This is a genomic window from Agromyces sp. NPDC127015 (assembly GCF_042725165.1).
Lineage (GTDB): Bacteria > Actinomycetota > Actinomycetes > Actinomycetales > Microbacteriaceae > Agromyces > Agromyces chromiiresistens.
Map to the genome: position 1 here is coordinate 649695 of NZ_JBHXDI010000002.1, position 24483 is coordinate 674177.

General features: G+C 71.8%; 18 protein-coding genes. 7 read left to right on the top strand and 11 right to left on the bottom strand.

Annotated features, from left to right (window positions below):
• Nucleotides 1–24: 24 nt before the first annotated feature.
• The 3 genes from ACFWGP_RS09265 to ACFWGP_RS09275 form a co-directional block, all read right to left on the bottom strand.
• Entirely contained in the window at nt 25–2730 is a 2706-nt protein-coding gene (locus ACFWGP_RS09265) for a CocE/NonD family hydrolase (RefSeq protein ID WP_376930738.1), read from the bottom strand.
• A 288-nt stretch (nt 2731–3018) separates the two neighbouring features.
• Nucleotides 3019–3651: a M23 family metallopeptidase gene (locus ACFWGP_RS09270; protein WP_376930739.1), complete on the bottom strand. Its 633-nt coding sequence runs from the start codon at nt 3649–3651 to the stop codon at nt 3019–3021.
• Between the two features lie 4 nt (nt 3652–3655).
• Nucleotides 3656–4984 carry an MFS transporter gene (locus ACFWGP_RS09275; RefSeq protein WP_231432236.1) on the bottom strand — a complete coding sequence of 443 codons (1329 nt, stop codon included), beginning with the start codon at nt 4982–4984 and terminating at the stop codon, nt 3656–3658.
• A 270-nt stretch (nt 4985–5254) separates the two neighbouring features.
• Here ACFWGP_RS09275 and ACFWGP_RS09280 point away from each other — a divergent pair, with 270 nt between their 5' ends.
• The 3 genes from ACFWGP_RS09280 (at nt 5255) to ACFWGP_RS09290 (ending at nt 8514) form a co-directional block, all read left to right on the top strand.
• Nucleotides 5255–6139 (top strand): ABC transporter ATP-binding protein, encoded by an 885-nt coding sequence (locus tag ACFWGP_RS09280; RefSeq protein ID WP_376930740.1) that lies wholly within the window; start codon nt 5255–5257, stop codon nt 6137–6139.
• Nucleotides 6136–7257, top strand: coding sequence for an ABC transporter permease (locus ACFWGP_RS09285; protein WP_275505142.1), 1122 nt, complete (start codon nt 6136–6138; stop codon nt 7255–7257). The genes ACFWGP_RS09280 and ACFWGP_RS09285 overlap by 4 nt, the downstream gene beginning before the upstream one ends.
• Before the next feature lie 180 nt (nt 7258–7437).
• Nucleotides 7438–8514, top strand: a complete 1077-nt coding sequence (locus ACFWGP_RS09290) for a low specificity L-threonine aldolase (protein WP_231429529.1) — start codon at nt 7438–7440, stop codon at nt 8512–8514.
• A 68-nt stretch (nt 8515–8582) separates the two neighbouring features.
• Here the strand turns inward: ACFWGP_RS09290 and ACFWGP_RS09295 are convergent, their stop codons facing one another.
• The 4 genes from ACFWGP_RS09295 to ACFWGP_RS09310 all read right to left on the bottom strand — a co-directional run bounded on the left by ACFWGP_RS09295 (nt 8583) and on the right by ACFWGP_RS09310 (nt 14120).
• The gene (locus ACFWGP_RS09295; protein WP_376930741.1) at nt 8583–9905 is read right to left on the bottom strand and encodes a flavin monoamine oxidase family protein; all 1323 of its coding nucleotides are present in this window, start codon (nt 9903–9905) and stop codon (nt 8583–8585) included.
• Nucleotides 9906–10038: 133 nt separating this feature from the next.
• Entirely contained in the window at nt 10039–11538 is a 1500-nt protein-coding gene (locus ACFWGP_RS09300; RefSeq protein ID WP_231432235.1) for an APC family permease, read from the bottom strand.
• Between the two features lie 210 nt (nt 11539–11748).
• Nucleotides 11749–12294 carry a TetR/AcrR family transcriptional regulator gene (locus tag ACFWGP_RS09305; RefSeq protein WP_231429528.1) on the bottom strand — a complete coding sequence of 182 codons (546 nt, stop codon included), beginning with the start codon at nt 12292–12294 and terminating at the stop codon, nt 11749–11751.
• A 98-nt stretch (nt 12295–12392) separates the two neighbouring features.
• Nucleotides 12393–14120, bottom strand: coding sequence for a S8 family serine peptidase (locus ACFWGP_RS09310; RefSeq protein ID WP_231429527.1), 1728 nt, complete (start codon nt 14118–14120; stop codon nt 12393–12395).
• 188 nt (nt 14121–14308) lie between these two features.
• Here ACFWGP_RS09310 and ACFWGP_RS09315 point away from each other — a divergent pair, with 188 nt between their 5' ends.
• A complete protein-coding gene (locus ACFWGP_RS09315) occupies nt 14309–14902 on the top strand; it encodes a nitroreductase family protein (protein ID WP_231429526.1) in 594 nt (197 codons plus the stop codon).
• A gap of 91 nt (nt 14903–14993) precedes the next feature.
• On the opposite strand, the gene ACFWGP_RS09320 is transcribed toward ACFWGP_RS09315, so the two are convergent.
• On the bottom strand, nt 14994–16352 hold the full coding sequence (locus tag ACFWGP_RS09320) for an MFS transporter (RefSeq protein WP_275505140.1): 1359 nt from the start codon (nt 16350–16352) through the stop codon (nt 14994–14996).
• 142 nt (nt 16353–16494) lie between these two features.
• Here ACFWGP_RS09320 and ACFWGP_RS09325 point away from each other — a divergent pair, with 142 nt between their 5' ends.
• The gene (locus tag ACFWGP_RS09325) at nt 16495–17001 is read left to right on the top strand and encodes a MarR family winged helix-turn-helix transcriptional regulator (protein ID WP_231429524.1); all 507 of its coding nucleotides are present in this window, start codon (nt 16495–16497) and stop codon (nt 16999–17001) included.
• A 39-nt stretch (nt 17002–17040) separates the two neighbouring features.
• Here ACFWGP_RS09325 and ACFWGP_RS09330 read toward each other — a convergent pair whose 3' ends face one another.
• Together ACFWGP_RS09330 and ACFWGP_RS09335 are read right to left on the bottom strand one after the other, a co-directional pair.
• Nucleotides 17041–17451 (bottom strand): TIGR03667 family PPOX class F420-dependent oxidoreductase, encoded by a 411-nt coding sequence (locus ACFWGP_RS09330; protein WP_275505139.1) that lies wholly within the window; start codon nt 17449–17451, stop codon nt 17041–17043.
• Nucleotides 17452–17504: 53 nt separating this feature from the next.
• Nucleotides 17505–18554 carry a zinc-dependent alcohol dehydrogenase family protein gene (locus tag ACFWGP_RS09335; protein ID WP_376930742.1) on the bottom strand — a complete coding sequence of 350 codons (1050 nt, stop codon included), beginning with the start codon at nt 18552–18554 and terminating at the stop codon, nt 17505–17507.
• Between the two features lie 250 nt (nt 18555–18804).
• Here ACFWGP_RS09335 and ACFWGP_RS09340 point away from each other — a divergent pair, with 250 nt between their 5' ends.
• The gene (locus tag ACFWGP_RS09340; RefSeq protein WP_376930743.1) at nt 18805–22524 is read left to right on the top strand and encodes a discoidin domain-containing protein; all 3720 of its coding nucleotides are present in this window, start codon (nt 18805–18807) and stop codon (nt 22522–22524) included.
• A 43-nt stretch (nt 22525–22567) separates the two neighbouring features.
• Here the strand turns inward: ACFWGP_RS09340 and ACFWGP_RS09345 are convergent, their stop codons facing one another.
• Nucleotides 22568–23041 carry a heme-degrading domain-containing protein gene (locus tag ACFWGP_RS09345; protein WP_231429520.1) on the bottom strand — a complete coding sequence of 158 codons (474 nt, stop codon included), beginning with the start codon at nt 23039–23041 and terminating at the stop codon, nt 22568–22570.
• A gap of 122 nt (nt 23042–23163) precedes the next feature.
• Here ACFWGP_RS09345 and ACFWGP_RS09350 point away from each other — a divergent pair, with 122 nt between their 5' ends.
• On the top strand, nt 23164–24456 hold the full coding sequence (locus ACFWGP_RS09350) for an MFS transporter (RefSeq protein ID WP_231432234.1): 1293 nt from the start codon (nt 23164–23166) through the stop codon (nt 24454–24456).
• Nucleotides 24457–24483: the final 27 nt, after the last annotated feature.

Below are 24483 nucleotides of genomic sequence, written 5' to 3' on the forward strand. Positions count from 1 at the left end.
CGGGCACTCAGGGGCGGAAGGTGCTCAGGGCTGGAAGCCGTGCGGCTTCGGCAGCACCGTCACGGGTTCGGACGACGCCGTCCCGGCCGGCAGGCCGGGCGCGCGTGCCGTGACCGTGAGCACGAGCTCCTTGCCCGAGATCGACGGGTTCACCTTGAGGGCGGCGCCGTCGGCCCACGGGATGGTCCGGCCGTCGGCGGTCCACCGGTAGCTGAACCGGGCGCCGTCGACGTCCCATACGCCGGGATCGGCCGTGAGCGTCGCCCCCGGGATGGGAGTCCCGGTGAACGACGGCGCCTCGACGGCGACCGGCGCACCGGGGCGCACCGTCACCGTCGCCGACCCCGAGGCGGCTCCGAGCGTCGCGGTCAGCACGTGCTCGCCCGCATAGGCCGGCAGCTCGACCGAGGCTCCGTCGACCACGTCGGTCGCCACCGAACTCGTCACGGCGACGAGGTCGGAGACGTCGCCGATCGGCGCACCGTCGGCATCGAGCGCCTCGACGGCCAGCTCGACCGAGTCGCCCTTGTCGACCGAGGTCTCACTCGGGGTCACCTCGAGCGAGACGGCGACGGATGCCACGTCCGCCCATTTCGCATACGCCACGGCGTCGTCCACGAGCACCGCGTCGAAGTCGAACGGCGTCGTGAGCGCGGCATCCGCGAACCAGCCCTGGAACACCCACCCGTGCTCGCTCGGCGCAGCCGGCTCGACGGGCGCCGAGCCGTACGCGACCGCCTGCGGCGGCATCGCCTCGCCGTGGCCGCCGAGGTCGAACGCGAGCGACACCGGGTCGACGACGCCGAAGGCGCCCGACGCGGCCGCTGCGGCGGGCCCGCCGACGACCGGCAGCACGATGCGGCTCACGGCCGTGTCGACCGTCACGCTCGCGTTGGCCGTCCCCCCGATGCTGTAGCCCGACAAGTTCGTCGTGACGACCACGCCGATGCGGTGACCGGCGGCGAACGTCGTGTCGTACGGTTCGAGCGGGAAGTCGAACGCCGTCGCCTCGCCCGGCGTCACGGGCACGGCCTCGCCGTCGGCCAGCGAGAAGCGGTTCGACGAGTCGAGCGCCCCGCGTGCGGCGCGCCACACGTCGGTCGTCTGCGAACGACGGTCGACCTCGAGGTAGCACGCGTCGTCACTCGCGCTCTCGGCGCCCCAGCAGGTGCGCTCGGTCGTGTTCACGACGCCCTCGCCGCTCCGGGAGGTGCGGGTCGAGGTGCCGTAGTCGACGAGGAGCGCGCTGAGGTTCGCCTGCGACTGGCCGAGCGAAGCGGTCAGTTCGACCCGCGCCGTGCCCGAGATCCGCAGGTCGCTCGTGAGCGGCTCGGACAGGAAGACGAGACGGTTCGCCTGCGACCCCTCCGGCGCGTTGATCGCGTTGCCCTCCGAGATGGATCCGGACGGCCCCGTGAAGGTCGCGGTCGCGGCGCCGTCACCGGGCTGCAGTCGGAGGTCGCCGGCTGCCCCGGGGGTCGTCCCGCCGAGCAGCACCTCGACCCCGGTCGTCCCGGGAACCGGCCAGCTCGCGACCTCCTCGTAGACCTCGGGGTCGGTTTCGACCGTGGCCACCGGCTCGTCCATGATGCCGTTGTCGATGCCCTGCAGCCAGTAGTCGTACCACCGGTGGATCGTCGACACCCACTCGGCGCGGTTGTAGTCGAACGGGTCGGTGTGGCCGACCTTCGCGAGCCAGATCTTGCGCGGCACGTCGTGCTCGCCGAGCGCCTCCCAGTACTCGCCCACCTGGCTCATGCGCACGTTGTCGTCGTTGAGGCCGTGCGCGAGGAACACCGACGCCCGGACATCGTCGATGTCGAGCCGGTAGTCGCGCTCCGCCCAGAACGGGTTGACGTCGCCGGTCTCATCGCCGTCGATCGCGCTGAGGTTCGCGCGCACCGGGGCGCACAGCGGGCGGCGATCGGGGTTCGTGACCGTGTTCGACAGGCTCGCCGGGTAGTTGGTGTTGTGCGCGATGCCGCCCGTGCGCGAGTAGCCGTACCAGTACGAGATCGCCGAGATCGGCACGATGGTCGTGAGGCCCTCGACGCCGGTCGCCGCGACGCCGTTGGCGAGGGTGCCGTCGTACGACTTGCCCATCATCGCGGCCTTGCCGTTGTCCCAGTCGGCGACGGCGGCGGTGCCGTCGGCGTAGTGGCCGGCGACGCGGCCGTTCAGCCAGTCGATGACGACCTTCATGCTCTCGATGTCGCCCGGCCCGCCGTGCATCGGGCACCCGGTGGAGTTCGCGGTGCCGTCCATCTCGGCGAGGATCATCGCGTACCCGCGGGGCACGAAGTAGTTGTCGTAGAAGAGCGGCCACTGGTCGTTGAGGCCGTCGCCGTCGACGTCGGCGATGAGCTGGGACTCGTTGCCGCGGCCGAGCGTCGTGTAGTACGGGCTCGTGTCGATGATGGCGGGCACCTTGAGGCCGGCGTCGCTCTCGGCGGGACGGATGATCTCGATCGCGGTGACGTCGTCGACGCCGTCGAGGTCCTGGTCGACGCCGGCGACCGGGATGAGCACGCGCTCCCTGATCGCCTGCGTGTAGTCGAAGACCGGCGCGGTGACGCCGTCGACGATGCTCAATTCGGGCACGTCGTCGGCGACGGCCGTGGTGGGGAACATGAGGGTGCCGACGAGTGCGACGGCGAGTCCGGCGACGATGCCGGCGGCCCGGCGTCGACGACGCGCGGGCGGCAGTTGAACCGTAGTGAGCGGTGACATGCCCTCTGTCTACCGTCGCGGTGGACGCCGGCGCTAGGAATTCGGCCGAGAATGTTCAACAAACTTGCAGCAGGCCGGGCGCGGCACGCGTGCCCGGCCTCTCCGATGGGCACGTCGGCACCGCCCGCGGCGCGGGTCGCCTCGGCGAGCGCCTCCGCGGGTGACGCGTCGCGGAAGCGGAGGGTGGTGCCGCCCGCCATCTCGATCGACGGACGCGGTGCGCGCGTGAGCACGAACACCGGCACGTGGAACGGCGGCTCGTCACCCCGGTGGGGTCGTCAGCCTGCGCTATCGGCTGGACCGAACGCTCTGGTCCGCGTCGACGACCTCGCCGTTGCGCGGCAACCAGCCGCCGAACGTGATCGGCACTGCGCGGGCATGCACGACGTCGAGCCGGTCGACGACCTGCAGGTGCACATGCGGCTCGGTGCTGTTGCCGGAGTTGCCGCACCGGCCCACCTGCTCACCGGGCCGCACGGCCTGCCCGATTCGTACGCTCACGCTCGCTCGCTGCAGGTGGCACAGCACCACGATGCCGCCCTCGGCCCGGATCATGACGTGATTGCCGGCCAGGGCGAGCCACCCGAGGCTCGCACGACGGCGTTGCCCAAGTGCATAGCGGATCGACGGCACCCCGCGATACGCGTCGTGATCGGGTTCGGCGTCGTGGGTGGCGACGACCACGCCTGCGACGGGCGAGAGGATCGGACGTGCGAAGCCCGGGAAGCGTTCGGCCGGTTCGGGCCGCACGAGCGAGGCGAGCGTGATCGCCCCCGATCGCCCGTCGGCACCGACGGGCACGAAGTCGATCGCGTACGACGTGGCGAACTCGGCGGTGCCATGGCTCGGCACCCGGTCGGCGGGGCTGTGCTGCGTGAGCCAGCGCCCTTCGAACGGATATCGCAGGTCGACGGGCGGCACCGCGTCACCGCCGCTCGGGCGGCACGGTCGCCGCGTCGGGCAGGCCGGTCTGGTACTCGGCCGAGAGCATGCGGTACGAGCGGGTCGTGAACGCCACGAGCGCGAGTGCGACCATGACGAGCCCCGCGAAGAAGAACACGAGCGCGATGCCGCGGGCTTCGCCGTCGCCGAGCAGCCAGCCCCAGGTCGCCTGTCCGTCGGGCGAGTCCATGTACGGGATGATCCAGAACTGGGCGATCGGCGCGATGAGGAACGCCGTGATCGGCGCGGCCGCGGCCTCGAAGGCCTGCGCGAAGCCGAACACCCGCCCCTGCCTGCGGAAGGGCACGACCTTCTGGATCACCGTCTGCTCGGCCGCCTCGACCACCGGGATGAGGCACATGTACGCCCAGATGCCGAGCCCGTAGAGCACCCACCACTCTCGGATCGTGAACAGGGCGCCGAGCAGGCCCATGCCGATCACGACGAGCAGCATCGTGCGGATGGGGTTCTGCCCGAGTCCCCACTTGGCGATCACGAGCCCGCCGATGATGAATCCCGTCGCAGTGACGCCGAGCACGACGCCCCACGCCTCGACCGGGAAGAGCGTCAGGCCGTACGGGTCCATCAGCGCCATGTACACGCCGCCGATGAGGTTGTTGAACGTCGAGAAGATGATCAGTGCGAAGAGTCCGGGCGCCGCCCGGATCGCGGTGATGCTGCCGCGCAGGTCGACCGCGGGGGCCCGGCCGTCCTCGGCGACCGGACGTTCTTCGGGGATGCGGACGAACATCAGGTGCACGAGCGCGACGAGCGTCATCGCGATCGCGATCGCGAGGGTCCACCCCATGCCGAGCAGGCCGATCGCGAGCCCGCTGAACACGCTCGTGACGATGAACGAGAGCCCCTGCACGGTGCCGACCATGCCGTTCGCGTTGGCGTGGCGCTCGACGGGCACGAGGAGGGTCACCGTCGTCGAGAGGGCGATGTTGCGCATGTTCTCGACCACCGACCCGAACAGGATGATGCCGGAGAACGCCCAGAACCACGGGCCGCCGAGGTCGACGAGCGCCGACTCGGGCTGCAGCAGGTACAGCACGCCGGCGATGCCGAACGAGCCGAGCGTGACGAGGCTGGAGAACACCATGACCCGGTGCTTGCGGTGCCGGTCGACGATCGTGCCGAAGAACATCGCGAAGACGGCGATGAGCAGCATGTACGCGCCGCCGATGATGCCGGTGGCGAGCACCGACTTCGTCTCGAGGTAGACCCAGAACGTGAGCGCGAACCAGAGGAAGCTCGTCGTCACGTTCGCGATCATCGTGTTGGCGAGCACGTGCAGGAAGGTGCGCATGCCGTTCGCCGGCGGCTCGGGCTGCGACGCGGACGTCGGCGCCTCGGCCTGCGGCGGAACCCCCGCAGGCGTGATCTCGCCGGCCGGCGACGCCGCCGTCGCCTGCCGGTCCGTCTCGGTTCCGTCGAGCCGTTCGCCCACCCTGCGAGGGTAACCGCGGCCGCCGACATCCATAACCCCCTCGCGGCACGACCTCCCCCACGCGACGGAGCCGGGAAACCCGTCGGCCGGCGGATGCCGCCGGCCCCGGGACATCCGTACCGTGAGGGCATGCTCGAACTCCACGACGTGACCAAGCGCTACGGCGAGCGCCTCGCGCTCGACGCCGTCTCGTCCTCCGTCGGCGACGGCCGCCTCACGGGCTTCGTCGGCGGCAACGGCGCCGGCAAGACGACGACCATGCGCATCGTCCTCGGCGTGCTCGCCTCCGACGGGGGCACGGTGACGCTCGACGGCGAGCCCGTCACCGCGACCGACCGCCGCCGATTCGGGTACATGCCCGAAGAGCGCGGCCTGTACCCGAAGATGCGCGTGCTCGAGCAGACCGTCTACCTCGCGCGCCTGCACGGCTGGAGCACCGAGGCGGCGACCCGCAACGCGGTCGAGCTGCTCGAGCGCCTCGGCCTCGGCGAACGGCAGGGCGACACGATCGAGTCGCTCTCGCTCGGCAACCAGCAGCGTGCGCAGATCGCCGCCGCGCTCGTGCACCGCCCCGAGGTGCTCGTGCTCGACGAGCCGTTCTCGGGGCTCGACCCGATGGCCGTCGAGACCGTGCAGGCCGTGCTGGCCGACGTCGCGGCGACCGGCGTGCCCGTGCTCTTCTCCTCGCACCAGCTCGACATCGTCGAGCGGCTCTGCGACGACCTCGTGATCATCGCGAACGGACGCATCGCCGCGTCGGGCACGCGCGACGAGCTCCGCACCGCGCACGGGTCGGAGCGCTGGGAGCTGCTGACGAGCGGCGACCTCGGCTGGCTGCGCGAACGGCCGGGCATCGAGGTCGCCGACTTCGACGGCGGCTGGGCCGTGTTCGAGGCCGATTCGGATGCCTCGCGCCAGTCCGTGCTCGCCGAGGCCGTCTCCCGCGGCGAGGTCGTGAGCTTCAGCCGCGAGCACACCACGCTCGCCCAGATCTTCAAGGAGGTCGTGCGATGAGCGGCGCGAACCGGCCGACGGCGCCGAGCTTCGTCGACAGCGTCTCGCTCATCGCGGGTCGCGAGATCACGATGCGCCTGCGCAGCAAGGCCTTCCTCATCTCGACGGGCGTGCTCATGCTCGCCGTACTCGCCTCGGTCGTGCTCGGCAGCCTCTTCGGCGGGCAGTCCGAGCCGACGAAGGTCGCCGTGGTGGGCACCGCCGCCGATGCCGTGGCCGGCAGCGACGCGCTCGAGGCCGTGCCCGTCGACGACGAGGCCGCCGGCGAGCAGCTGCTGCGCGACGGCGAGGTCGACGCGATCGTCGTGCCCGAGCCAGGCGCTCATCAGGGTCAGACGGTCGACCCCCTCGGCATCACCGTCATCGGGCTCGACCAGACGCCGACGGGCGTGGTCCAGGCGCTCTCGGTGCACCCGAGCGTCGAGCTGCTCGACCCGGCCGCCGTCGACCCCGGCCTCGCCTATCTCGTCGCCTTCGGCTTCGGCATCGTGTTCTTCATGTCGGCGCTCACGTTCGGCACGACGATCGCGCAGTCGGTCGTCGAGGAGAAGCAGACCCGTGTCGTCGAGATCCTGCTGTCGACCGTGTCGGCGCGTGCCCTGCTCACCGGCAAGGTGATCGGCAACAGCGTGCTCGCGTTCGGGCAGATCCTCGCGATCGCGGTGCTCGCGATCCTCGGGCTCATGCTCACGGGCCAGAAGGTGCTGCTCGGCGGGCTCGGCGGTTCGGTGACCTGGTTCGTCGTGTTCTTCGCGATCGGCTTCGTGATGCTCGCCGCCCTCTTCGCCGCGACGGCGGCGATGGTGTCGCGCTCGGAGGACATCGGGTCGGTGACGACCCCCGTCACGATGCTCGTGATGATCCCCTACTTCCTCGTCGTGTTCTTCTTCGACGACCCGACGGTGCTCGGCATCATGAGCTACGTGCCGTTCTCGGCGCCCGTCGGCATGCCGGTGCGCATCTTCCTCGGCCAGGCGGAGTGGTGGGAGCCCATCGTGTCGCTCGTGATCCTCGTCGCGACGACGGCGCTCGCGGTCGCGATCGGCGAGCGCATCTACCGCAACTCCCTCCTCAAGACGGGCGCCCGCGTGCCGCTCGCCGAGGCCCTGCGCGGGTAGCCGGCCCGCTTGCGCAGCACAGGCCGCGGGCGGATGCCCCGGAGTCGGGGGACACGAGGCATCCGCCCGCTTCACGTCGTGCGCCGGCGCGAGGCATCCGTGCGTCGTCGGCGCGAATGCGCCGATTCCGTGCGCCCGGCGTCACGATGCCTGCCCGCCCGCGGATGCGAGGATGGTTCGGTGAACTCTCCGCTCCACGACACGACCTTCCGCGGCTTCGCCTCCGACAACTACTCGGGCGTGCACCCCGAGGTGCTCGCCGCCATCCAGACGGCCAACGACGGCCACCAGGTGGCCTACGGCGAGGACGTCTACACCGAGCGCCTGCAGCAGGTGTTCGCGCACCACTTCGGCGAGGGCGTCGAGGCGTTCCCGGTGTTCAACGGCACCGGTGCGAACGTCACCGGCCTGCAGTCGATGCTCCCCCGCTGGGGCGCGGTCGTCTCGGCGAAGACGGCGCACATCAACTCCGACGAGGGCGGAGCGCCCGAGCGCGTCGGCGGCATCAAGCTGCTCACGGTCGCCGCGCCCGACGGCAAGCTCACGCCCGAGCTCATCGACGAGGAGGCGTGGGGCTGGGGCGACGAGCACCGGGCGCAGCCGCTCGTCGTGTCGATCACGCAGACCAGCGAGCTCGGCACCGCGTACACCGTCGACGAGGTGCGCGCGATCACCGAGCACGCCCACTCGCTCGGCATGAAGGTGCACATGGACGGCGCGCGCCTGTCGAACGCGGGCGCGACGCTCGGCGTTCCGCTGCGCGCGTTCACCCGCGACGCGGGCGTCGACGTGCTGAGCGTGGGCGGCACCAAGAACGGATGCCTCGGCGCCGAGGCGATCGTGGTGCTGAACCCCGAGGCATCCGAGGGCCTGAAGTACCTGCGCAAGCTCAACATGCAGCTCGCGTCGAAGATGCGCTTCGTCTCGGCGCAGCTCATCGCGCTCTACGAGGGCGACCTGTGGCTGCGCAACGCGACGCACGCGAACGCGATGGCCTCGCGCCTGCGCGACGCGCTCGACGCGGGCATCGCGGCGGGCGAGCTGCCGGGCCTCGGCTTCAGCCAGGCGACGCAGTCGAACGGCGTGTTCGCGACGCTGCCGCAGGGTGTCGCCGACAAGCTGCGCGACCGCGGGTTCCGCTTCTACGACTGGGACGCCGCACGCGGCGAGGTGCGCTGGATGTGCGGGTTCGACACGAGCGAGGCCGACATCGACGCGTTCGTCGCCGGCATCCGCGAGGAGCTCGCGGCTGCGTAGGCCCGTCGACGCCACGAGGGCGCGGCATCCCCTGCGGATGCCGCGCCCTCGTCGTCGTGCCGACCGGTTCAGCGGCCGTCGGCGAGGCGCTCGATCGGGATCGTCGTGCCGAGGATGCGCTCGGCCGCGCGGTGGCCCGAGAGCAGCGCCCCGTTGACCGTCGCCGGGCAGTCGCCCCATGTCGCCTCGCCGGCGAGGTGCAGCACGTCGCCGACGGGCGTGGCGATCACGTCGTGGTCGTCGTACGAGGCGCCGCGGGCGACGTAGGAGTACGAGCCGAGTGCGTACGGGTCGGAGCCCCATCGGGTGATCCAGTGGCCGGTCGGCTCGGGCACCGCGTCGTCGTAGTTGCGCCGGAGGCCCTCGAGCACCGAGGCGACGATCTCGTCGTCGGCCATCTGCTCGATGCGGCGGGCCCACTCGCCGCCCGCGAAGGTGAGCAGCATCGGGGTGCCGCTGACGACCGACACGTCGTACCACGAGTGCCAGGGCGCGCTCTCGGCGCCGAGCTGGCGGATCGCGTACGCGCCGTCCTGCCAGAAGCGCTCGGGGAACTGCAGGAAGACCTTGTCGAACGTGCCCATGCCGACCCGGTCGATCGCGCCGGACACCGCCTCGGGCAGGGCGGGCTCGAAGTCGATCGTCCCGGCCTTGAGCACGCCGAGCGGCACCGTCACGACGACCCGACCGGCCTCGAACGACTCGGACGCGGTGGTGACGCGCACGCCCGCCGCCGACCACTCCACCGCCGTGACCGGCTGCCCGAGTCGGATGTCGAGGCCATCCGCGAGCGCCGTCGCGAGCGCGTCGTAGCCGCCGGGGAACACGACCTCGTCGCCGTCGATCGCGTCTTCGTCGAGCCCGTGGGCGTCGACCTCGGCGCCGTCGGCGCCGCACTGCTCCTCGGTGCGATGGCGGTGGAACGCGCGCACCCGCTCGGTGCGCTCCGGATCCCAGCCGAGTCCGGCGAGCGCCCGCTCGACGACGTCGGCGTAGCTCTCGCCGTGCTCCGAGGCTTCGACCGCGGCGGCGAGGCGCTCGTCGGCCGCCGCGACGTCGTCGAGCCACGCGTCGGTCGCCGCGGCGTCGAGCTCGCGGTGCTCCTCGTCGTAGTTCGCGATCGGGCGCCCGCCGGCCTGGAAGCTGCCGACCGTGAACTCGGCGGTCTCCATGCCGAACGCTGCGACGAGCTCCGTGAGGGGGTTGCCGTCGAGCCCGTGGATCCAGGAGGCGCCCCGGTCGACGGAGAAGCCCGGCGACCGGTCGGTCCAGGTGCGTCCGCCGATGCGGTCGCGCGCTTCGAGCACGACGACCTGGCGGCCTGCGGCGTGCAGGAGCCGGGCGGCGGTCAGTCCGGCGACGCCGGCTCCGACGATGACGGTGTCGAACATGGGCTACTGGTCCATTCGAGAGGGAGGCGGGTGAGCGGAAGGCGGCGAGCGGATGACAAGCGGCGAGCGGATGACGGGCGGCGCGTGCACCCGGCGTGCGAACGGCGCGGCGCCGAGGCATCCGCCGCATCGGTCACTCGGGGGCGAGCACCTCGGTGTCGCGGTTGAGCGAGCGCTTCTGGAAGTAGTCGCGGGAGCCGGGGAACATCGCCCAGACGAACATCAGCACGACGCCGAGCAGGAGCGACCCGATGCCCACGATGAAGGCGCCGCCGACACCGGCGACCTGCGAGTAGCCGTAGTCGGGGTTCAGCATGTCGATCGCCGACTGCACGAACGCCCACGCCATGAAGACCCCGCCGAGCAGCGGGAAGACGAGGCGGTAGAAGAAGTTGCGACGGCTGGCGAAGAGCGTGCGGCGGAAGTACCAGACGCACGCGAAGCTCGCGATGGCGTAGAAGAAGGCGATCGCGAGGCCCATCGAGAGCAGCGAGTCGGCGAGCACGTCGGTCGAGACGAGGTTCATGCCGGCGTAGTAGACGATCGCGATCACGCCGACGAGCATCGTCGAGAACGTCGGCGTCTTCGACGCCTCGTGCACCTTCGCGAAGCGAGCCGGGAGGGCCTTGTAGACGCCCATGGCGAAGGTGCCGCGCGCGGTCGGCAGGATGGTGGTCTGCGAGGAGGACAGCGCCGAGATCGCGACGGCGACCACGAGGAACCAGCCCAACGGGCCCATCGCCATGCCCGCGAGCACGGAGAACACGTCGTCGGCGTTGGTCTCGTTCGCGAGGCCCGTGCCGGTGTCGCCGAGGCCGGCGTACATCATCGCGACGACGGTGATGCCGACATAGGTGATCAGCAGGATGACCGTCGTGAGGGTCGCGGCGCGGCCCGGCGTGCGACGCGGGTCCTTCGTCTCCTCGGTGAGGGCGAGGCACGTGTCCCAGCCCCAGTAGATGAAGAGCGCGAGCAGGATCGCCTGCACCATGCCGGTGCCGTCGGCCAGGAACGGGTTGAACCAGTCGAGCGAGACCGGGGTGGGGTCGGGTGCGGTACCGGTGAAGTAGCCGATGAGGCAGCCGACGACGAACGCGGCCATCGCGAGGTACTGGATCGCGAGCAGCACCTGCTGCATGCGCTCGCCGATCTCGACGCCCCGCAGCGACACCCAGGTCATGACGGCGATGATGACGCAGCCGAAGGCGGTGACGATGAAGCGGTTCTCGACGAGCGAGCCGTCGCCGATGAGGCTCAGCAGGTAGGCCGAGGCGATCTCGGCGAGGTTCGCCATGACGAGCACGCCGGCGACGGCGATGCTCCAGCCGGCCATCCAGCCGGTGCGCGGGCCGAACGCCTTCGCCGCCCAGGTGAACACGGTGCCGCAGTCGGGCACGTCGTTGTTGAGCTCGCGGTACGCATAGGCGGTGAAGAGCATCGGCACGAACGCGAGCACGAAGGCGATCGGCGCCTGCGCGCCGACCGCGATGACGACGTAGCCGAGGGTCGCGGCGAGCGAGAAGAGCGGCGCGGTCGAGGCGATGCCGATGACCGTCGAGCCCCAGAGCCCGAGCTTGCCGATGGCGAGGCCCTTCGTGGGGGTGCCGGGTGCCGGAGCGCCGGGGGCGGGAATGGCGGATGCGCCGGGCGCGGAGGCGGCCGGGGCTGCGGTCTGCTTCGTCAACGTGGTACCTGCTCGTCGTCGAGGGGTGGGTGGGGCTCGAACAGTGTACCTGACCGACCGACTAGTCGGTCTGTGCGTGGGTCACGGCGTTCGCCACCGCGCGACCGCGGCCGCGCCCCGCGCTGCCGGCCCGCCGGGCGGCCGGGTCGCCGGGCGGCCTCAGCCGCCGGCGCGGAGGCTCTCGAGCGCGGCGATGATCGCCTCGACCCGCTCGCGCGTGACGACGTCCTCGCCGGCGTCGAGGTTCATGAGCGCGTTGTGGTTGATGCCGTCGCCGGCGAAGAGCACCAGGCGGGCGAGCGTCGCCTCGCCGGTCGCGGTCTCGAGCGCGTCGAGCCAGTCGGCCCGGCACTCGCGCAGGACCTCGAGCGCCGCCTCGTCGCCGGTCTGCGCGATGCGGTAGGCCGCCTCGATCAGTCGCTCGAGCTCGCTGTCGCGATCGAGCGACGAGACGAGGTAGAACCGCACGGCCCCCTCCGGCGAGGTGCGCATCTGCTCGGTGTCGCGCCGCGCCTGGGCGCGCAGCTCGACGAACAGCGCCGCACGCAGCGCGCTCACCGACGAGAAGTGGTGCAACGCTCCCGACTTCGAGAGCCCGGCCCGGCCCGCCACCGCCTCGAGCGTGGCCCCCCGCAGGCCCCGCTCGACGACGAGGTCGGTGTACGCGGTGAGGACTCGGGCGGCCTGGCCATCGACGGTGATCACCACGCCATCGTACGAGCACGGACGCACACGACGGGCGCACGAAGGCGCGGCACCCGTTCGCGATGAACGGATGCCGCGCCCGAGGTGTTGCGTGCCGGTCAGTGCCCGACGGCCCGCAGCGCGTTCACGATGCCGTCGCCGAAGAAGCCGTTGGTCTTCTTGGCGCTCTCGCAGGTGTGCGTCGCGGTGAGCGTCGCACCCGCCGGGGTGTGACGGGTGTAGGTGAAGTCCGCCGGCACCGGGCAGGCCTCGTCGACCGCCGACTTCAGCAGCTTCTTCTCGACCGCGTTGGCGTTCATCCGGATGCCGCCGCGCAGCGGGTCGGCCGCGCCGTACTGGCTCACGACGAGCGCGGCGACGCCGGCCGCGTGCGGCGACGCCATCGACGTGCCCTGCAGGTACTGGTAGTACGCGCAGGTGCCCTCGTCGTCGCAGCTCTCGACCGCCCAGTCGACGACCACGTCGCCGTTCTCGTCGATCGCGCCCTCGGCCTCGGCGAGCGAGGCCGGGTAGGCGGCGAGGATGCCCTTCGTGATGTCGCGGGTGTTCGCAGGGGTGTCGTACACGTCGCCGCCGGGCGCCGCCACGTCGATGTAGCCGTTGCCGTAGCTCGAGTAGTACGCCTTGCGCTCCGAGATGCCGGTGCTCGAGACCGAGATCACGCCGTCGCCCTCGGCCGGCATCGAGATGCACGACTCGGGGTCGAGCAGGTCGCGCACGTAGGCGGCCTCGCCGGGCACGCTCGCGAAGTCGGGGCTGCCCCCGTCGGTGACCGCCTTGGTGTAGTCGATCGCCTCGTTGCCGGCGGCCGCGACGAGCGTCACGCCGTGGCCGCGCGCGTAGTCGAGCGCGCGCTGCATCGCCTCGACGATGGTGCGCTGCTCGGCCTGGTCCTCCGCAGAGTCGGCCGGGTGGCTCGAGCAGTTGAAGAGCCACGGGTCGACGTAGTAGCTCATGTTGACCACGTCGATGCCGTGGTCACCGGCGTAGGTGAGCGCGTCGACCGAGGGCTGCAGGAAGAAGTAGCCCGAGTCCTGGCCGGCGCGGAGGTTCACGAGCGACACGTTCGGCGCGACGCCCGCGATGCCGAGGCCGTTGATCGGCGAGCCGATCGTCGAGGCGACGTGGGTGCCGTGGCCGTTCTCGTCGACGTCGGCGGCATCCTCGCAGGAGCCGTCGGGCTCGTCGGCGCAGTCGCCGTCGATCACGTCGCCGTTCGCGTCGACGGGCACGTCGACCGTGAAGTTGCGGCTGAGGTCGGCGTCGAAGTTCGGTGCGATGTCGGGGTGGCTGCCGTCGACGCCGGTGTCGATGATGCCGACCCGAACGCCCTTCGAGCCCTGCTGCCAGGCGTACGAGCCGTCGACCGTCGCGTCGATCTGCTGCATGTCCCACTGCAGGTCGGCGAGCGGCTCGGCGTCGGCCGAGCTCGGCGCGTGCGACTTCGCCTTGCCTGGGGCGGCGTGCCCCTCGTCCTCGACGCCGTCGCTCTTCTTCGCGTCGGCGTGGCCGGAGCCCGGCACATCGCCGATGATGCGGTTCTGGGCGGTGCCCTCGATGACCGACTGGTCGGCCGCGGCGTCGGCGAAGCCGGCGCCCGCACGGACGGTGGCGACGCCGATGGCGTCGTTCTGCGAGACGACGGTGCCGCCCGCGGCCTCGACCGCGGCGAGCGCGTCGGCGCTCGACACCCCCTGGGCGAAGACCACGACGTACTCGTGATCGGCTCCCGCATCGGCTCCGACGGCTCCGGCAGGTGTTGCGGCGAGCGCGGTCAGGCCGATGGCGATGGCAGAAGCTGCTGCGATGGATCGCATCTTCAGCATGAAGCATCCTTCCTCATTGACGGGATCTTGCCCGGCCATGCTCGCACACGGTCGAGCCAGGCCGATAGGGGGTCCACGAAGTGTTCGACGACGCTCCCGGAATACCTCGGCGGTTCCATGCGTTCGAATCGATCGGGACGACGGCGACCCGCACCACCGCTCAACGCAACGAACCAGGAAGCAGCACCATGACGCTCGTCACCGATCTCACGTCCCGCAGGGCCGACACGGCCGCACCCCTCATCGACCCGCTCGTCGAGCGCTGGAGCCCCCGCGCCTTCGACCCCGAGGCCGTCGTCGAGACCGAGACCCTGCGGACCATCCTCGAGGCCGCCCGCTGGGCGCCGTCGGCGAACAACTCGCAGCCGTGGCGTTTCATCGTCGCCCGGCGCGGCACCGCCGCCTTCACGACCCTGCACGACCGGATGGCGGGCTTCAACCAGGAGTGGGCCGACTCGGCCGCCGTGCTCATCGTGAACATCGCCGAGACCGTCGACGCCGAGGGCCGCCAGCGCCCGTGGGCGCGTTACGACCTCGGCCAGGCCGTCGCCCACCTCACCGTGCAGGCGCAGCACGAGGGCCTGCACACCCACCAGATGGGCGGCTTCGACGCGGCCGCGATCCACGAGGCCTTCGGCCTGCCCGAGAACCAGGAGGTCGTCTCGATCACCACGATCGGCGCCCTCGGCGACGTCGACCAGCTGGGCGAGGTGCTCCGGGAGCGCGAGGTCGCGCCGCGCCGCCGCATGCAGCTGGCGGAGTTCGTCACGGTCGGCGAGTAACCGCCGCAGCGAGACGGATGCCTCGGGGTCGATCGACCCCGAGGCATCCGTCGTCTGCGCCCCTCATGGCGTACGGCCGCCCCCCGACGCGTCAGGCCCCGACGAGGTCGACCGGGGTGGTCGGCGACGGGTCGCGCCGTGCCGCGGGCTCGCGCTTGCGGTCGAGCGCCTTCTTGATGCGCCACGCCGCGAACACCGCGACGACGCTCACGACCACGTGCATGCCGAGGAAGACGTCGGTGAGCCCGGCGCCGAGCAGCACGCCCGCGACGAGCGGCCCGGCCGCCGAGAACGCGGTCTGCATCGCGCCGATGGTGCCGAGCGTCTGGCCGACCATGCCCTTGGGCGCGAGCTGCGCCGTCAGCGGGTTGAGCACGGGGCTGTAGATCGTCTCGCCGACGGCGAAGATGCCGTAGGTCATGACGAACAGCGCCGAGGCGATGCCGGGTGCGAACTGCGCCGCAGAGAGGATGAGCCACGACACGACCCAGATCGAGCCCACGGCCATGAGCAGCACCGGCGCGCTGCGCTTCGCCGTGAGCTTCACGACGATCACCTGCAGCGCGACGATGACGAGGCAGTTGACCGCCGCCGCCATGCCGATCGCGGCGGGGTCGACGTCGAGCACGGTGATGCCGTAGGCGGGCAGCCCCGACTCGAACTGGGCGTAGAAGCCGAGCGCGAGGGCGACCGTGACGACGGCCGTCCAGCGCATGGCGGGCTCGGCGAAGATCCTGCGCAGCGCCCCGCGGGAGCGCGCCGCGCCGTCGGGGTGCCCGTCGCCGTCGAGGTCGACCGCGGCGATCGCCCCGGTCGCCGCGTCGAGCGCCGAGAACGCGCCCGTGTGCGCGGCCACGCGACCGGTCGCGGTGCCGACGCCGGCACCGACGAGCCCCGCCTGCCGCACCCGCCCGGCGAGCGCGATGATCGCCGACGACAGCACGAACCCGCCGGCCGCCATGGCGAAGCCGACGTCGAGCCCGTCGGCCCGGTCGAGGTCGACGACGAGCCCCGCGAGGAACGCGCCTGCGGCCATGCCGAGCGATTCGCCGGTGAACTTGTAGGCGAACACCTTGCGCCGGTCGTCGCCCGAGGACCACTGCAGGGCGAGCACCTGCTTGGCGGGCACGGCGGCCGAGAGTCCGAGGCCGAACACGAGCATGCCGGCGAGGAAGAGCGCGGGCACGTCGACCCAGACGAGCGAGGCGACGCCCGCGGCGCCGATCAGCTGCGCGATGACGGCGACCTTCACGGGGTCGAAGCGGTCGGCGAGCCGCCCGGCGAGCGGGGCCGCCACGAGCGCGCCGATCGAGAACAGCGACGAGGCGCCGGCGGCGACGAGGGCACCCCAGCCGCGGGTGTCGGCCGCATAGGCGTACTGGTAGGGCAGCACCGCTCCCCAACCGAGCGATCCGATGGCGCTGGCCAGAATGAGCAGTCGCGCGCGCATGGTGGTGTCCTCCTCCCGAGGTCTCGACGAGCAGAGGGATGCCTCGCGCCGACGCCGGCGGCGAAGCATCCCTCACCCTTCGAATGCGAAGTATTCGATATCGAAATATTAGCAACCGAAATATGCGTGAGAGAATTCCCGTATGCCCCGACGAACCCCGAGCGCCCCCGAACTGCACCGTCGCGCGGTCGCGACGTACGTCGCCGCGGGCGGAGAGGAGTCGGTGCAGCGCGTCATCACCGCCGTGCAGAGCCTCACCAAGAAGCTCGACCAGTGGTACGTGCGCCAGCTCGCCGACCTCGACATCGCCGCCGGCGAGTGGGCGGTCGTCACCTCGCTCGCGAAGGCCGGCGAGGCGCTCACGCCGAGCCAGCTCGCCGACCTCACGAACGTCGCGCCCTCGTCGATGACGCACCGGCTCGACAAGCTCGCCGAGCGCGGGCTCGTCGAGCGCACGCCCGACCCCGAGAACCGCACCCGCACCTACATCAGCCTCACCGACGAGGGGTGGGAGCTGTTCAGCCTCGCGATCCGCGGCTCGTCGGTCGTCGAGACCGACGTGCTGCAAGACCTGAGCGACGACGAGCGCATCGAGCTCGCCCGCCTGCTCGAGGTCGTGATCGCCCGCCTCGACGACGTCGAGGCGTAGCCCGACCGGCGGTCGGGCGGCGAGCCGTCCCGAGACCCGCTACCAGGAGCGCACGCGCTCGACCGTCACCCGCACGGGCACCGAGTACTCGGCGATGTAGCGCTCGGGCGTGTACTCGATCCGCTCGATCGCCTCGGCGTACTTCTCGGCGTACCGCGGCCACTCGGGCCGATCGCCGATCTCGCCGATCTCGGCCGACCCCGTGAACACCGCGACGTCGTCGCCGACCTCATCGGTGTTGAAGTGCAGGGCGGTGCGCGGGTTGCGGGCGAGGTTCGCGAGCTTGGGCGTGTCGGGCTTCGAGAGCAGCATCAGCTCACCCTCGTTCCACACGAACCACACGGGCGTCGGCACGGGGGTGCCATGCTGGTTCACGGTCGTGAGCCAGATGGTCTCCTCCGTCTCGAGGCGCTCGATGACGCGGTCGCTCAGCTTCAGTTCTTTCGACATGGATGCCTCTCCTCGGGCTCGTTCGCGGCCGGTCTCGATCTGCTCGCCGCGCCCTACGGGCGCAGCAGCACCTTGATCGCGCGCCGCTCGTCCATCGCGGCGTACGCCTCTGCGGCCTCGGCGAGGGGGAGCTCGACGTCGAACACGAGGCCCGGCTCGATGGCGCCCGACAGGACGTCGGGCAGCAGCTCCTCGATGTAGCCGCGCACGGGTGCGACGCCGCCGTTCACGCCGACGTTCGTGTTGAAGAGCTGGCGCACCGGCAGCTCGGGGCCTCCGTTCGGCACCCCGACGTAGCCGACCATGCCGCCGGGCCGGGCCGAGCGGAGCGCCTGGTCCATCGACTCCTCGGTGCCCACGCACTCGAGCACGCGGTCGGCGCCGATGCCGCCCGTGAGCTCGCGCACCGCGGCGATGCCCTCGGCGCCGCGCTCGGCGACGATGTGGGTCGCGCCGAACCGGCGGGCGAGCGCCTGCCGCTCGGGGTGGCGGCTCATGGCGATGATCGTGCCGGCACCGAGCCGCTTCGCTGCGATGATCGCGCAGAGGCCCACCGCCCCGTCGCCGACGACGGCGACCGAGTCGCCCGGCCCGACGCCCGCCGAGACGGCCGCGTGGTGTCCGGTGCCCATGACGTCCGAGAGGGTGAGGAGGCCGGGCACCTGCTCGTCGCGCACCGGCCCCGGCACGACGACGAGGGTGCCGTCGGCGAGCGGCACGCGCACGCGCTCGCCCTGGCCGGCGTCGGCGAAGGCGCCCTTGCGGTCGTCGCCGCCCCACCAGCCGCCGCCCAGGCACGAGGTCGACACCCCGTTGCGGCAGTTCACGCAGGTGTTGTCGCACACGTAGAACGGCGCGATCACGAAGTCGCCGACCTGCACGCCCACGACGTCGTCGCCGACGGCCTCGACGACGCCGATGAACTCGTGGCCGATGCGGCGCGGCTCGTTCGTCGGCGTGATGCCGCGGTACGGCCAGAGGTCCGAGCCGCAGACGCACGCGGCGACGACCTTCACGATCGCGTCGTCGCCGGTCGTGATGACGGGGTCGGGCACGGTCTCGACGCGGATGTCCCGGGGAGCGTGGATGACGGTGGCGAGCATGCCCTCGAGCCTATTCCCGGTTCGAGCCCGGGCACCCCTGGCCGGCCGCCCCGTCGGCACGAAGCGCCGCCCGGCGATCCGCGGGGGGGCGCCCGACCGAGACAGCGGCACGTCTTGACGCCCCGCCGACCCCGGGCTACTCTGAGCGAACCCACTCTGACAGCGTTGTCATATCGAGATCTCTCACGATGCGACTCCTGTCGAATCCGCATGTGGCACCCCGAAGGCCCGCTGAATCCAGGAGACACCCATGGCCCCCTCCGGCCCCGCACCCGCTCTTCGCGCGAAGACGCTCCGATGGCGCCGCACCGTCGCCCTCGCCGTCGCGGCGACCCTCGCCGCACCGCTCGCCGCCCTCGCGCCCGCCGCCCTCGCGCCCGCAGCCCGGGCATCCGCCGCCCCCGTCGCGAACGCCGCCGCCTTCGGCGCCCCCGATGAGATCGCGGCCGACTACTACGCCGCACTGCTGCGCCACACGCGCTGGGTGAACTCGGTGTGGGATCCGGCGATCAACGCGTACCAGTCCAAGGACTTCAACTTCGCGGTCGTGCTCGGCAACGCCGTGATCGTCACGCACGGAGACTACGACGCCGAGATCGCCGGCATCTCGAAGGACCAGCTCACCCAGCGCACGATCGACACGATCCGCTACTACGCCGCCAAGAACCGCTTCGTCGACCCGAACGGCACCTGGGGCAAGCGGATGTTCTGGGACTCCACGTTCCAGTCGTACTTCCTCGACGCGGGCCGCGTGCTGTGGGATCGGCTCGACGCCACGACGCAGAAGAACCTCGAGACGATCGCCGTCGGGCAGTCGGCCTACACCGCCGACCTCGACTACGGCGACGACCCGCTGTCGGGCTCGTGGACGGCCGACTGGCCCACCGGCAAGCACGCGGGCGACACCGCGCAGGAGGAGGCGGGCGTGTACACCCAGGCGCTCGCGCCGGGTCTCGCCTGGGCACCCGACCATGCGGACGCCTCGCGCTGGAACGAGCAGCTCGGCGACTGGGCGCGCAACGCCGCCGGCCAGCCCACCGCCGACCTCAACAACCCGGCCGTCGTCGCCGGGAAGCCGGTGTCGACGAACACGATGCAGACGATCTACGACACGTACCTCGTCGAGAACCACGGGTCGTTCGGCCCGCACTACCAGTCCGACATCTGGCGCTCGGGCGGGCGCAACGCGATCCAGTTCATCCTGAACGACCAGCCCATCCCCGAGTACCTGAAGCACCAGCCGAACTCGGCCGAGCTCTGGCGGTCGATCAAGATGGTGATGTCGAATCAGGGTGAGCCGTTCATGCCGATGGTCAACGACCGCGAGTACCTCTACGGCCGCGACGTGATCCCGATGGCGTTCCTCGGTCAGGTGCTGCGCGACCCCGACGCCGTGCGCGCCGAGGCGAACATGGCCGCGTCGCTCGAGGCCTACCAGGCGTACCCGCCGGTCGACCGGCTGGCCAAGTTCTCGGGAGAGCCCAAGTACGAACCCGAGGCGCGCGCCGAGATCGCGATCTCGTACCTGCTGCACGTCGAGGCCGCCGAATCGGCGGAGGGCGTCGTCCGGCCCGCGCCGCAGGACGAGTTCTTCGCCCGACTCGCCGGGGTGCGCGACTTCGGCGCCGGCCCCGGTCTCTCGGTGCAGCAGTCCGCGAACGCGTGGGCGGCGGCATCCAGCAAGAAGGGCTTCCTCAAGTTCCCCTGGGTTCCGGGCCACGACTCGTGGCTGTTCGCGCTGTCGGGCTCGACGCCGTACCTGTACCCGAACTCGGCGGCGACCGTCGACGAGCGGCGGACGAGCACCTACACCGCGCCGCGCGACGGCTTCGAGGGCACGGCATCCGTCTTCCGGATCGGCGGCGGCTACGCGGGCCAGGTGACGCTGCCGAACGGGGCGGCACTGTACGCCTCGACCGGCGCCGGCTGGCAGGACGGCACCGTCTCGGTGCGCAACCTCGACCTCGGCGGCTACAACGGCCTCGACGGGTCGCGCACCTACTACACGGCCGAGGGGTCGGCCACCGACACCCTGCCCGTCGTGACGCCGCCGAACCCGGCCGACGCGAACGCCGCCCGGATCGACGACCTGTCGTTCGATCCCGTGTCGGCGCGTTTCGTGCGCATCCAGGGCCAGCAGGGCAACGCCCGTTACGGCTACTCGCTGTACTCGCTGCACGCCTACGGGACGGGCGCGGAGGCCGCGACCGACCTGGCCGCCGGACGCCCCGCGACCGCCTCGAGCGAGGACCCCGCCCGTCGGGCCTCGACGGTCACCGATGCCGACCCCGCCACCCGCTGGGCCGTCGCCGTCGCCGAGCGCACGCGTGCGGACTCCTGGATCCAGGTCGACCTGGGTGCGGAGAAGAGCGTCGGTTCGGTGCGACTGGCCTGGGAGGTGAGCGCCGGTGAGCGCTATCTCATGCAGACCTCGTCGGACGGCCGGACCTGGACCACGCAGACCGCCTACACCGGCAGTGCCGACGCCAACGTCGCACGCCTCGACACCGTCGACCTGACGCCGGCGGGCGCGACCGCCCCGGCTCCGGTCGAGGCGAGGTTCGTGCGCATGCAGGGGGTGCAGGGCGACCCCGCCTACGGCTACTCCCTCTTCACGATGCGCGCACTGACGGCGACCGGCGTCGACGCGGCGGCGGGCAAGCCGGCGACGGCATCGAGCTCGGACACGGGTCGTGCCCCGTCGAGCGTGACCGACAGCGACCCGGCCTCGCGCTGGGCCGTGTCGCGTGCCGACCGCACCCGGGCCGACTCGTGGATCCAGGTCGATCTCGGCGCTCCCACCGCGATCGCGCAGGTGCAGCTGGGCTGGGAGGCATCGGCCGGTCGCGAGTACCGCATCCAGGTGTCGGCGGACGGCGAGACGTGGCAGGATGCCGCGAGCTTCCGCTACACGGGCGACCAGGTCGCCACGACCGAGGGGTCGTGGATCAACGTCGAAGGCGCGGCCGGCTACGTCGTGCGCGGCGGGCAGGCGCCGATCACCGTGTCGAGCGAGAAGGAGGGGATCAACACCCTTCGGCTCGGCGGCGGCGACCGTCCGATGCTCGTCGAGATGGTGCCGGGCGACGCCGCCGCGACGGCCGCGCAGGATGCCGCGCCGCAGCCGAGCGCCGACGGACTGCTCGTGAGCTCGCTCGGCGGCTACCTCACCGCCTTCAACCTCACCGGGGCCGACGTCACGACCGACGTCGCGGTCCCCTACGTCGGCGACACCGTGGCGCTGTTCGCCGGCGACCAGGTGCTCGGGCCGGATGCCTCGACCCTCACCGTCACGGTGCCCGCGGGCGACGCGGTCGTGCTCGCTCCGCGAGCCGCGGTGAAGACCGCGGCCGCGGTCCGGGCGGCCGGTGTCGCGGTGTCGGTGCTCGACGGCCGCACGGTGCGCGTCGCGCGGCCCGACGGCGGGGATGCCGGAGCGGGAGCCGTGAAGACGATCGACGTCACGAACGTCGAGACCGGCGAGACGCGGACGCTGCCGATCGGCAAGCCGAAGGTCGCGGCGCCGGCGTCGTTCCCGGGCGCGACCGCGTTCCCGGTGCCCGACCTGGCGCTCGCGGCGCTCACGTTCCCGGCGTCCGTGCTGCCCGAGGGCATGACCTCGCCGCAGGGCGCGGTCGACGGCGACGCCGGCACCGCGTGGACCCCGGGGGCGGACGGCCGCATGGTCGCCGACCTCGGCTCGGCGCACCAGATCGGCACCGTCACCACGCTGTGGGACGGCGACGGGGCCCCGGCGGCGATCGTCTCGGTGAGCGACGACGGCATCACGTTCCGCGAGGTCGGTTCGCTCGAGGCCGGCGCGACGCGCGGGTCGGTGGCGGTCGATGCGACCGCGCGGTACGTCGCGCTGACCACCGAATGGGCCGAGGGCGACCCCGGTCTGATCGCACTGCGCGCACTCGTTCCGGGGGCGGTCGACCACCCTCGGGGCGTGCAGCTGAGTCGGTGACCGTCGGCGGCTCGGGCTGCGTCGACGTGCGCCGCCCGGGCCGTCACCGCTCGCGCGCCTCGCCGAGCATCGCGCGGAGCTGCGCGACGACGAGCTCGTGGTCGTCGAGCTGCGGCAGCCCCGAGACGCCGACGGCGCCGATCACCGCGCCCGAGACGAGCCGCAGCGGCAGCACGCCGCCGTGGGCGGCGAACAGCTGCGGGTCGAGGCGGGCGTGGGTGTCGAAGTCCTCGCCCTTCGCGCGGAACTCCTCGCCGACCAGCAGCGAGGACTTGCCGTAGCGCTCCACGACGCGGTGCTTGCGGTCGAGCCAGCCGTCGTTGTCGGCGCTCGCACCGGGCAGCGCGGCGTGGAAGACGCGCTGCGGCCCGAACCAGATCGCGATCGCGATCGGCAGGCCGCGCTCGGCCGCGATCGTGCGCAGCCGGGAGCCGAGCCGCCAGGCGTCGTCGAGGGTGAACGCGGCGAACCGCAACTCGTCGTGCTCCGCCTCGAGGCGGTCGAGCAGGGCAGTCATGCTCGAAGCGTACCTCCGACCGATCGGTGCCGGAGCCGCACGCGGGACGCGACCATCCGCCCTGCCGCAGTCCGGGTTCGCGGGATGTCGGCGGCATCCGCCAAGATGTCCGAGTGACCGGCATGAGATCGTTCTGGGCCGCCCTGCCGACCGAGGGGCGTTGGCTGCTGTCGACCGTCGCCATCCAGACCCTCGGCCGCGGCCTGACGTTGCCGTTCACGATCATCTACCTGCACGAGGTGCGCGGGTTCGACCTCGGCGTCTCGGGCACGCTCATGGGCCTCATCGCCATCACCGGGCTCGTCGTCACGGGGCCCGGCGGCACGCTCATCGACCGGTTCGGCGCCAAGATCGTGCTCATTGTGGGTCTCGTCGCGATGATCGCGGGCTGCACGCTGCTCGCCTTCGCGACGACGCCCGCGGTCGCCGCGGTCGCGCTCGTGCTCATCGGCATCAACTTCGGCGTCTCGTGGCCAGGCTTCAACGCCCTCATCGCGACCGTGGTCGAGGGCGACCTGCGCCAGCAGTACTTCGGCGTCAACTTCGCGCTCGTCAACCTCGGCATCGGCGTGGGCGGCATCATCGGCGGCTTCTTCGTCGACGTCGACAACCCCGACACGTTCACCGCGATCTTCCTCGTCGACGCGGCGACGAGCCTCATCCCCATGGCGCTGCTGCTCGGGCCGCTGCGGCACGTGCGCACGCACGCCGAGCCCGACGAGCACGCGGCTCCGGTCGGCGGCTACCGCGAGATCCTCAAGCGCCCGGCCGTGCTCTGGCTGACGCTCGTCACCTTCATCTCGGTGTTCATCGGCTACGGCCAGATGGAGGCGGGGTTCCCCGCGTACGCGCGCCAGGTCTCCGAGGTGTCGACGCAGGTCGTCGGCTTCTCGTTCGCCGTCAACACCGCCGTCATCGTGCTGCTGCAGTTCACCGTCCTGAAGCTCATCGCGGGCCACCGCCGCACCCGGGTGATGCAGGTGATGGCCGCGGTCTGGGCCCTCTCGTGGCTCGTGCTCGGTGCGACCGGGCTGCTGCCCGACTCGCTCGCCGCCGCGATCGGCGTGCTCGCGTTCATGGGCATCTTCGCCTTCGGCGAGACGATGCTGCAGCCGACCGTGCCGGCGATCTACAACGACCTCGCCGACGACCGAAACCGCGGCCGCTACAACGCGATCAACGCCGCGGCGTTCCAGGGCGGCGCGATCACGGGGCCGGTCGTCGCCGGCGTGCTGCTCGGCGTCGGGCAGGGCGCGTGGTTCATCGCCGCCATGGTCGCCGGCTGCGTGCTGATCATGGTGCTCGCGCTCGCGCTCGAGCGCCGGGTACCCGCGTCGGCGAACGGCGTCGCCGAGCCGTCGCCAGAGCCGGCGACCGACCCGAGCGCGTCGCCGGCCGGCCCGGCGGCGGGCTGAACCCGGCGGGGTCCGCGAACCCGCGCA

Coding starts and splice junctions, on each gene's coding strand:
- ACFWGP_RS09265 (WP_376930738.1), bottom strand. CDS start 2,730: ATGTCACCGCTCACTACGGTTCAACTGCCGCCCGCGCGTCGTCGACGC.
- ACFWGP_RS09275 (WP_231432236.1), bottom strand. CDS start 4,984: ATGCGCACCTTCCTGCACGTGCTCGCCAACACGATGATCGCGAACGTG.
- ACFWGP_RS09280 (WP_376930740.1), top strand. CDS start 5,255: ATGCTCGAACTCCACGACGTGACCAAGCGCTACGGCGAGCGCCTCGCG.
- ACFWGP_RS09285 (WP_275505142.1), top strand. CDS start 6,136: ATGAGCGGCGCGAACCGGCCGACGGCGCCGAGCTTCGTCGACAGCGTC.
- ACFWGP_RS09295 (WP_376930741.1), bottom strand. CDS start 9,905: ATGTTCGACACCGTCATCGTCGGAGCCGGCGTCGCCGGACTGACCGCC.
- ACFWGP_RS09310 (WP_231429527.1), bottom strand. CDS start 14,120: ATGCTGAAGATGCGATCCATCGCAGCAGCTTCTGCCATCGCCATCGGC.
- ACFWGP_RS09315 (WP_231429526.1), top strand. CDS start 14,309: ATGACGCTCGTCACCGATCTCACGTCCCGCAGGGCCGACACGGCCGCA.
- ACFWGP_RS09320 (WP_275505140.1), bottom strand. CDS start 16,352: ATGCGCGCGCGACTGCTCATTCTGGCCAGCGCCATCGGATCGCTCGGT.
- ACFWGP_RS09325 (WP_231429524.1), top strand. CDS start 16,495: ATGCCCCGACGAACCCCGAGCGCCCCCGAACTGCACCGTCGCGCGGTC.
- ACFWGP_RS09330 (WP_275505139.1), bottom strand. CDS start 17,451: ATGTCGAAAGAACTGAAGCTGAGCGACCGCGTCATCGAGCGCCTCGAG.
- ACFWGP_RS09335 (WP_376930742.1), bottom strand. CDS start 18,554: ATGCTCGCCACCGTCATCCACGCTCCCCGGGACATCCGCGTCGAGACC.
- ACFWGP_RS09340 (WP_376930743.1), top strand. CDS start 18,805: ATGGCCCCCTCCGGCCCCGCACCCGCTCTTCGCGCGAAGACGCTCCGA.
- ACFWGP_RS09345 (WP_231429520.1), bottom strand. CDS start 23,041: ATGACTGCCCTGCTCGACCGCCTCGAGGCGGAGCACGACGAGTTGCGG.
- ACFWGP_RS09350 (WP_231432234.1), top strand. CDS start 23,164: ATGAGATCGTTCTGGGCCGCCCTGCCGACCGAGGGGCGTTGGCTGCTG.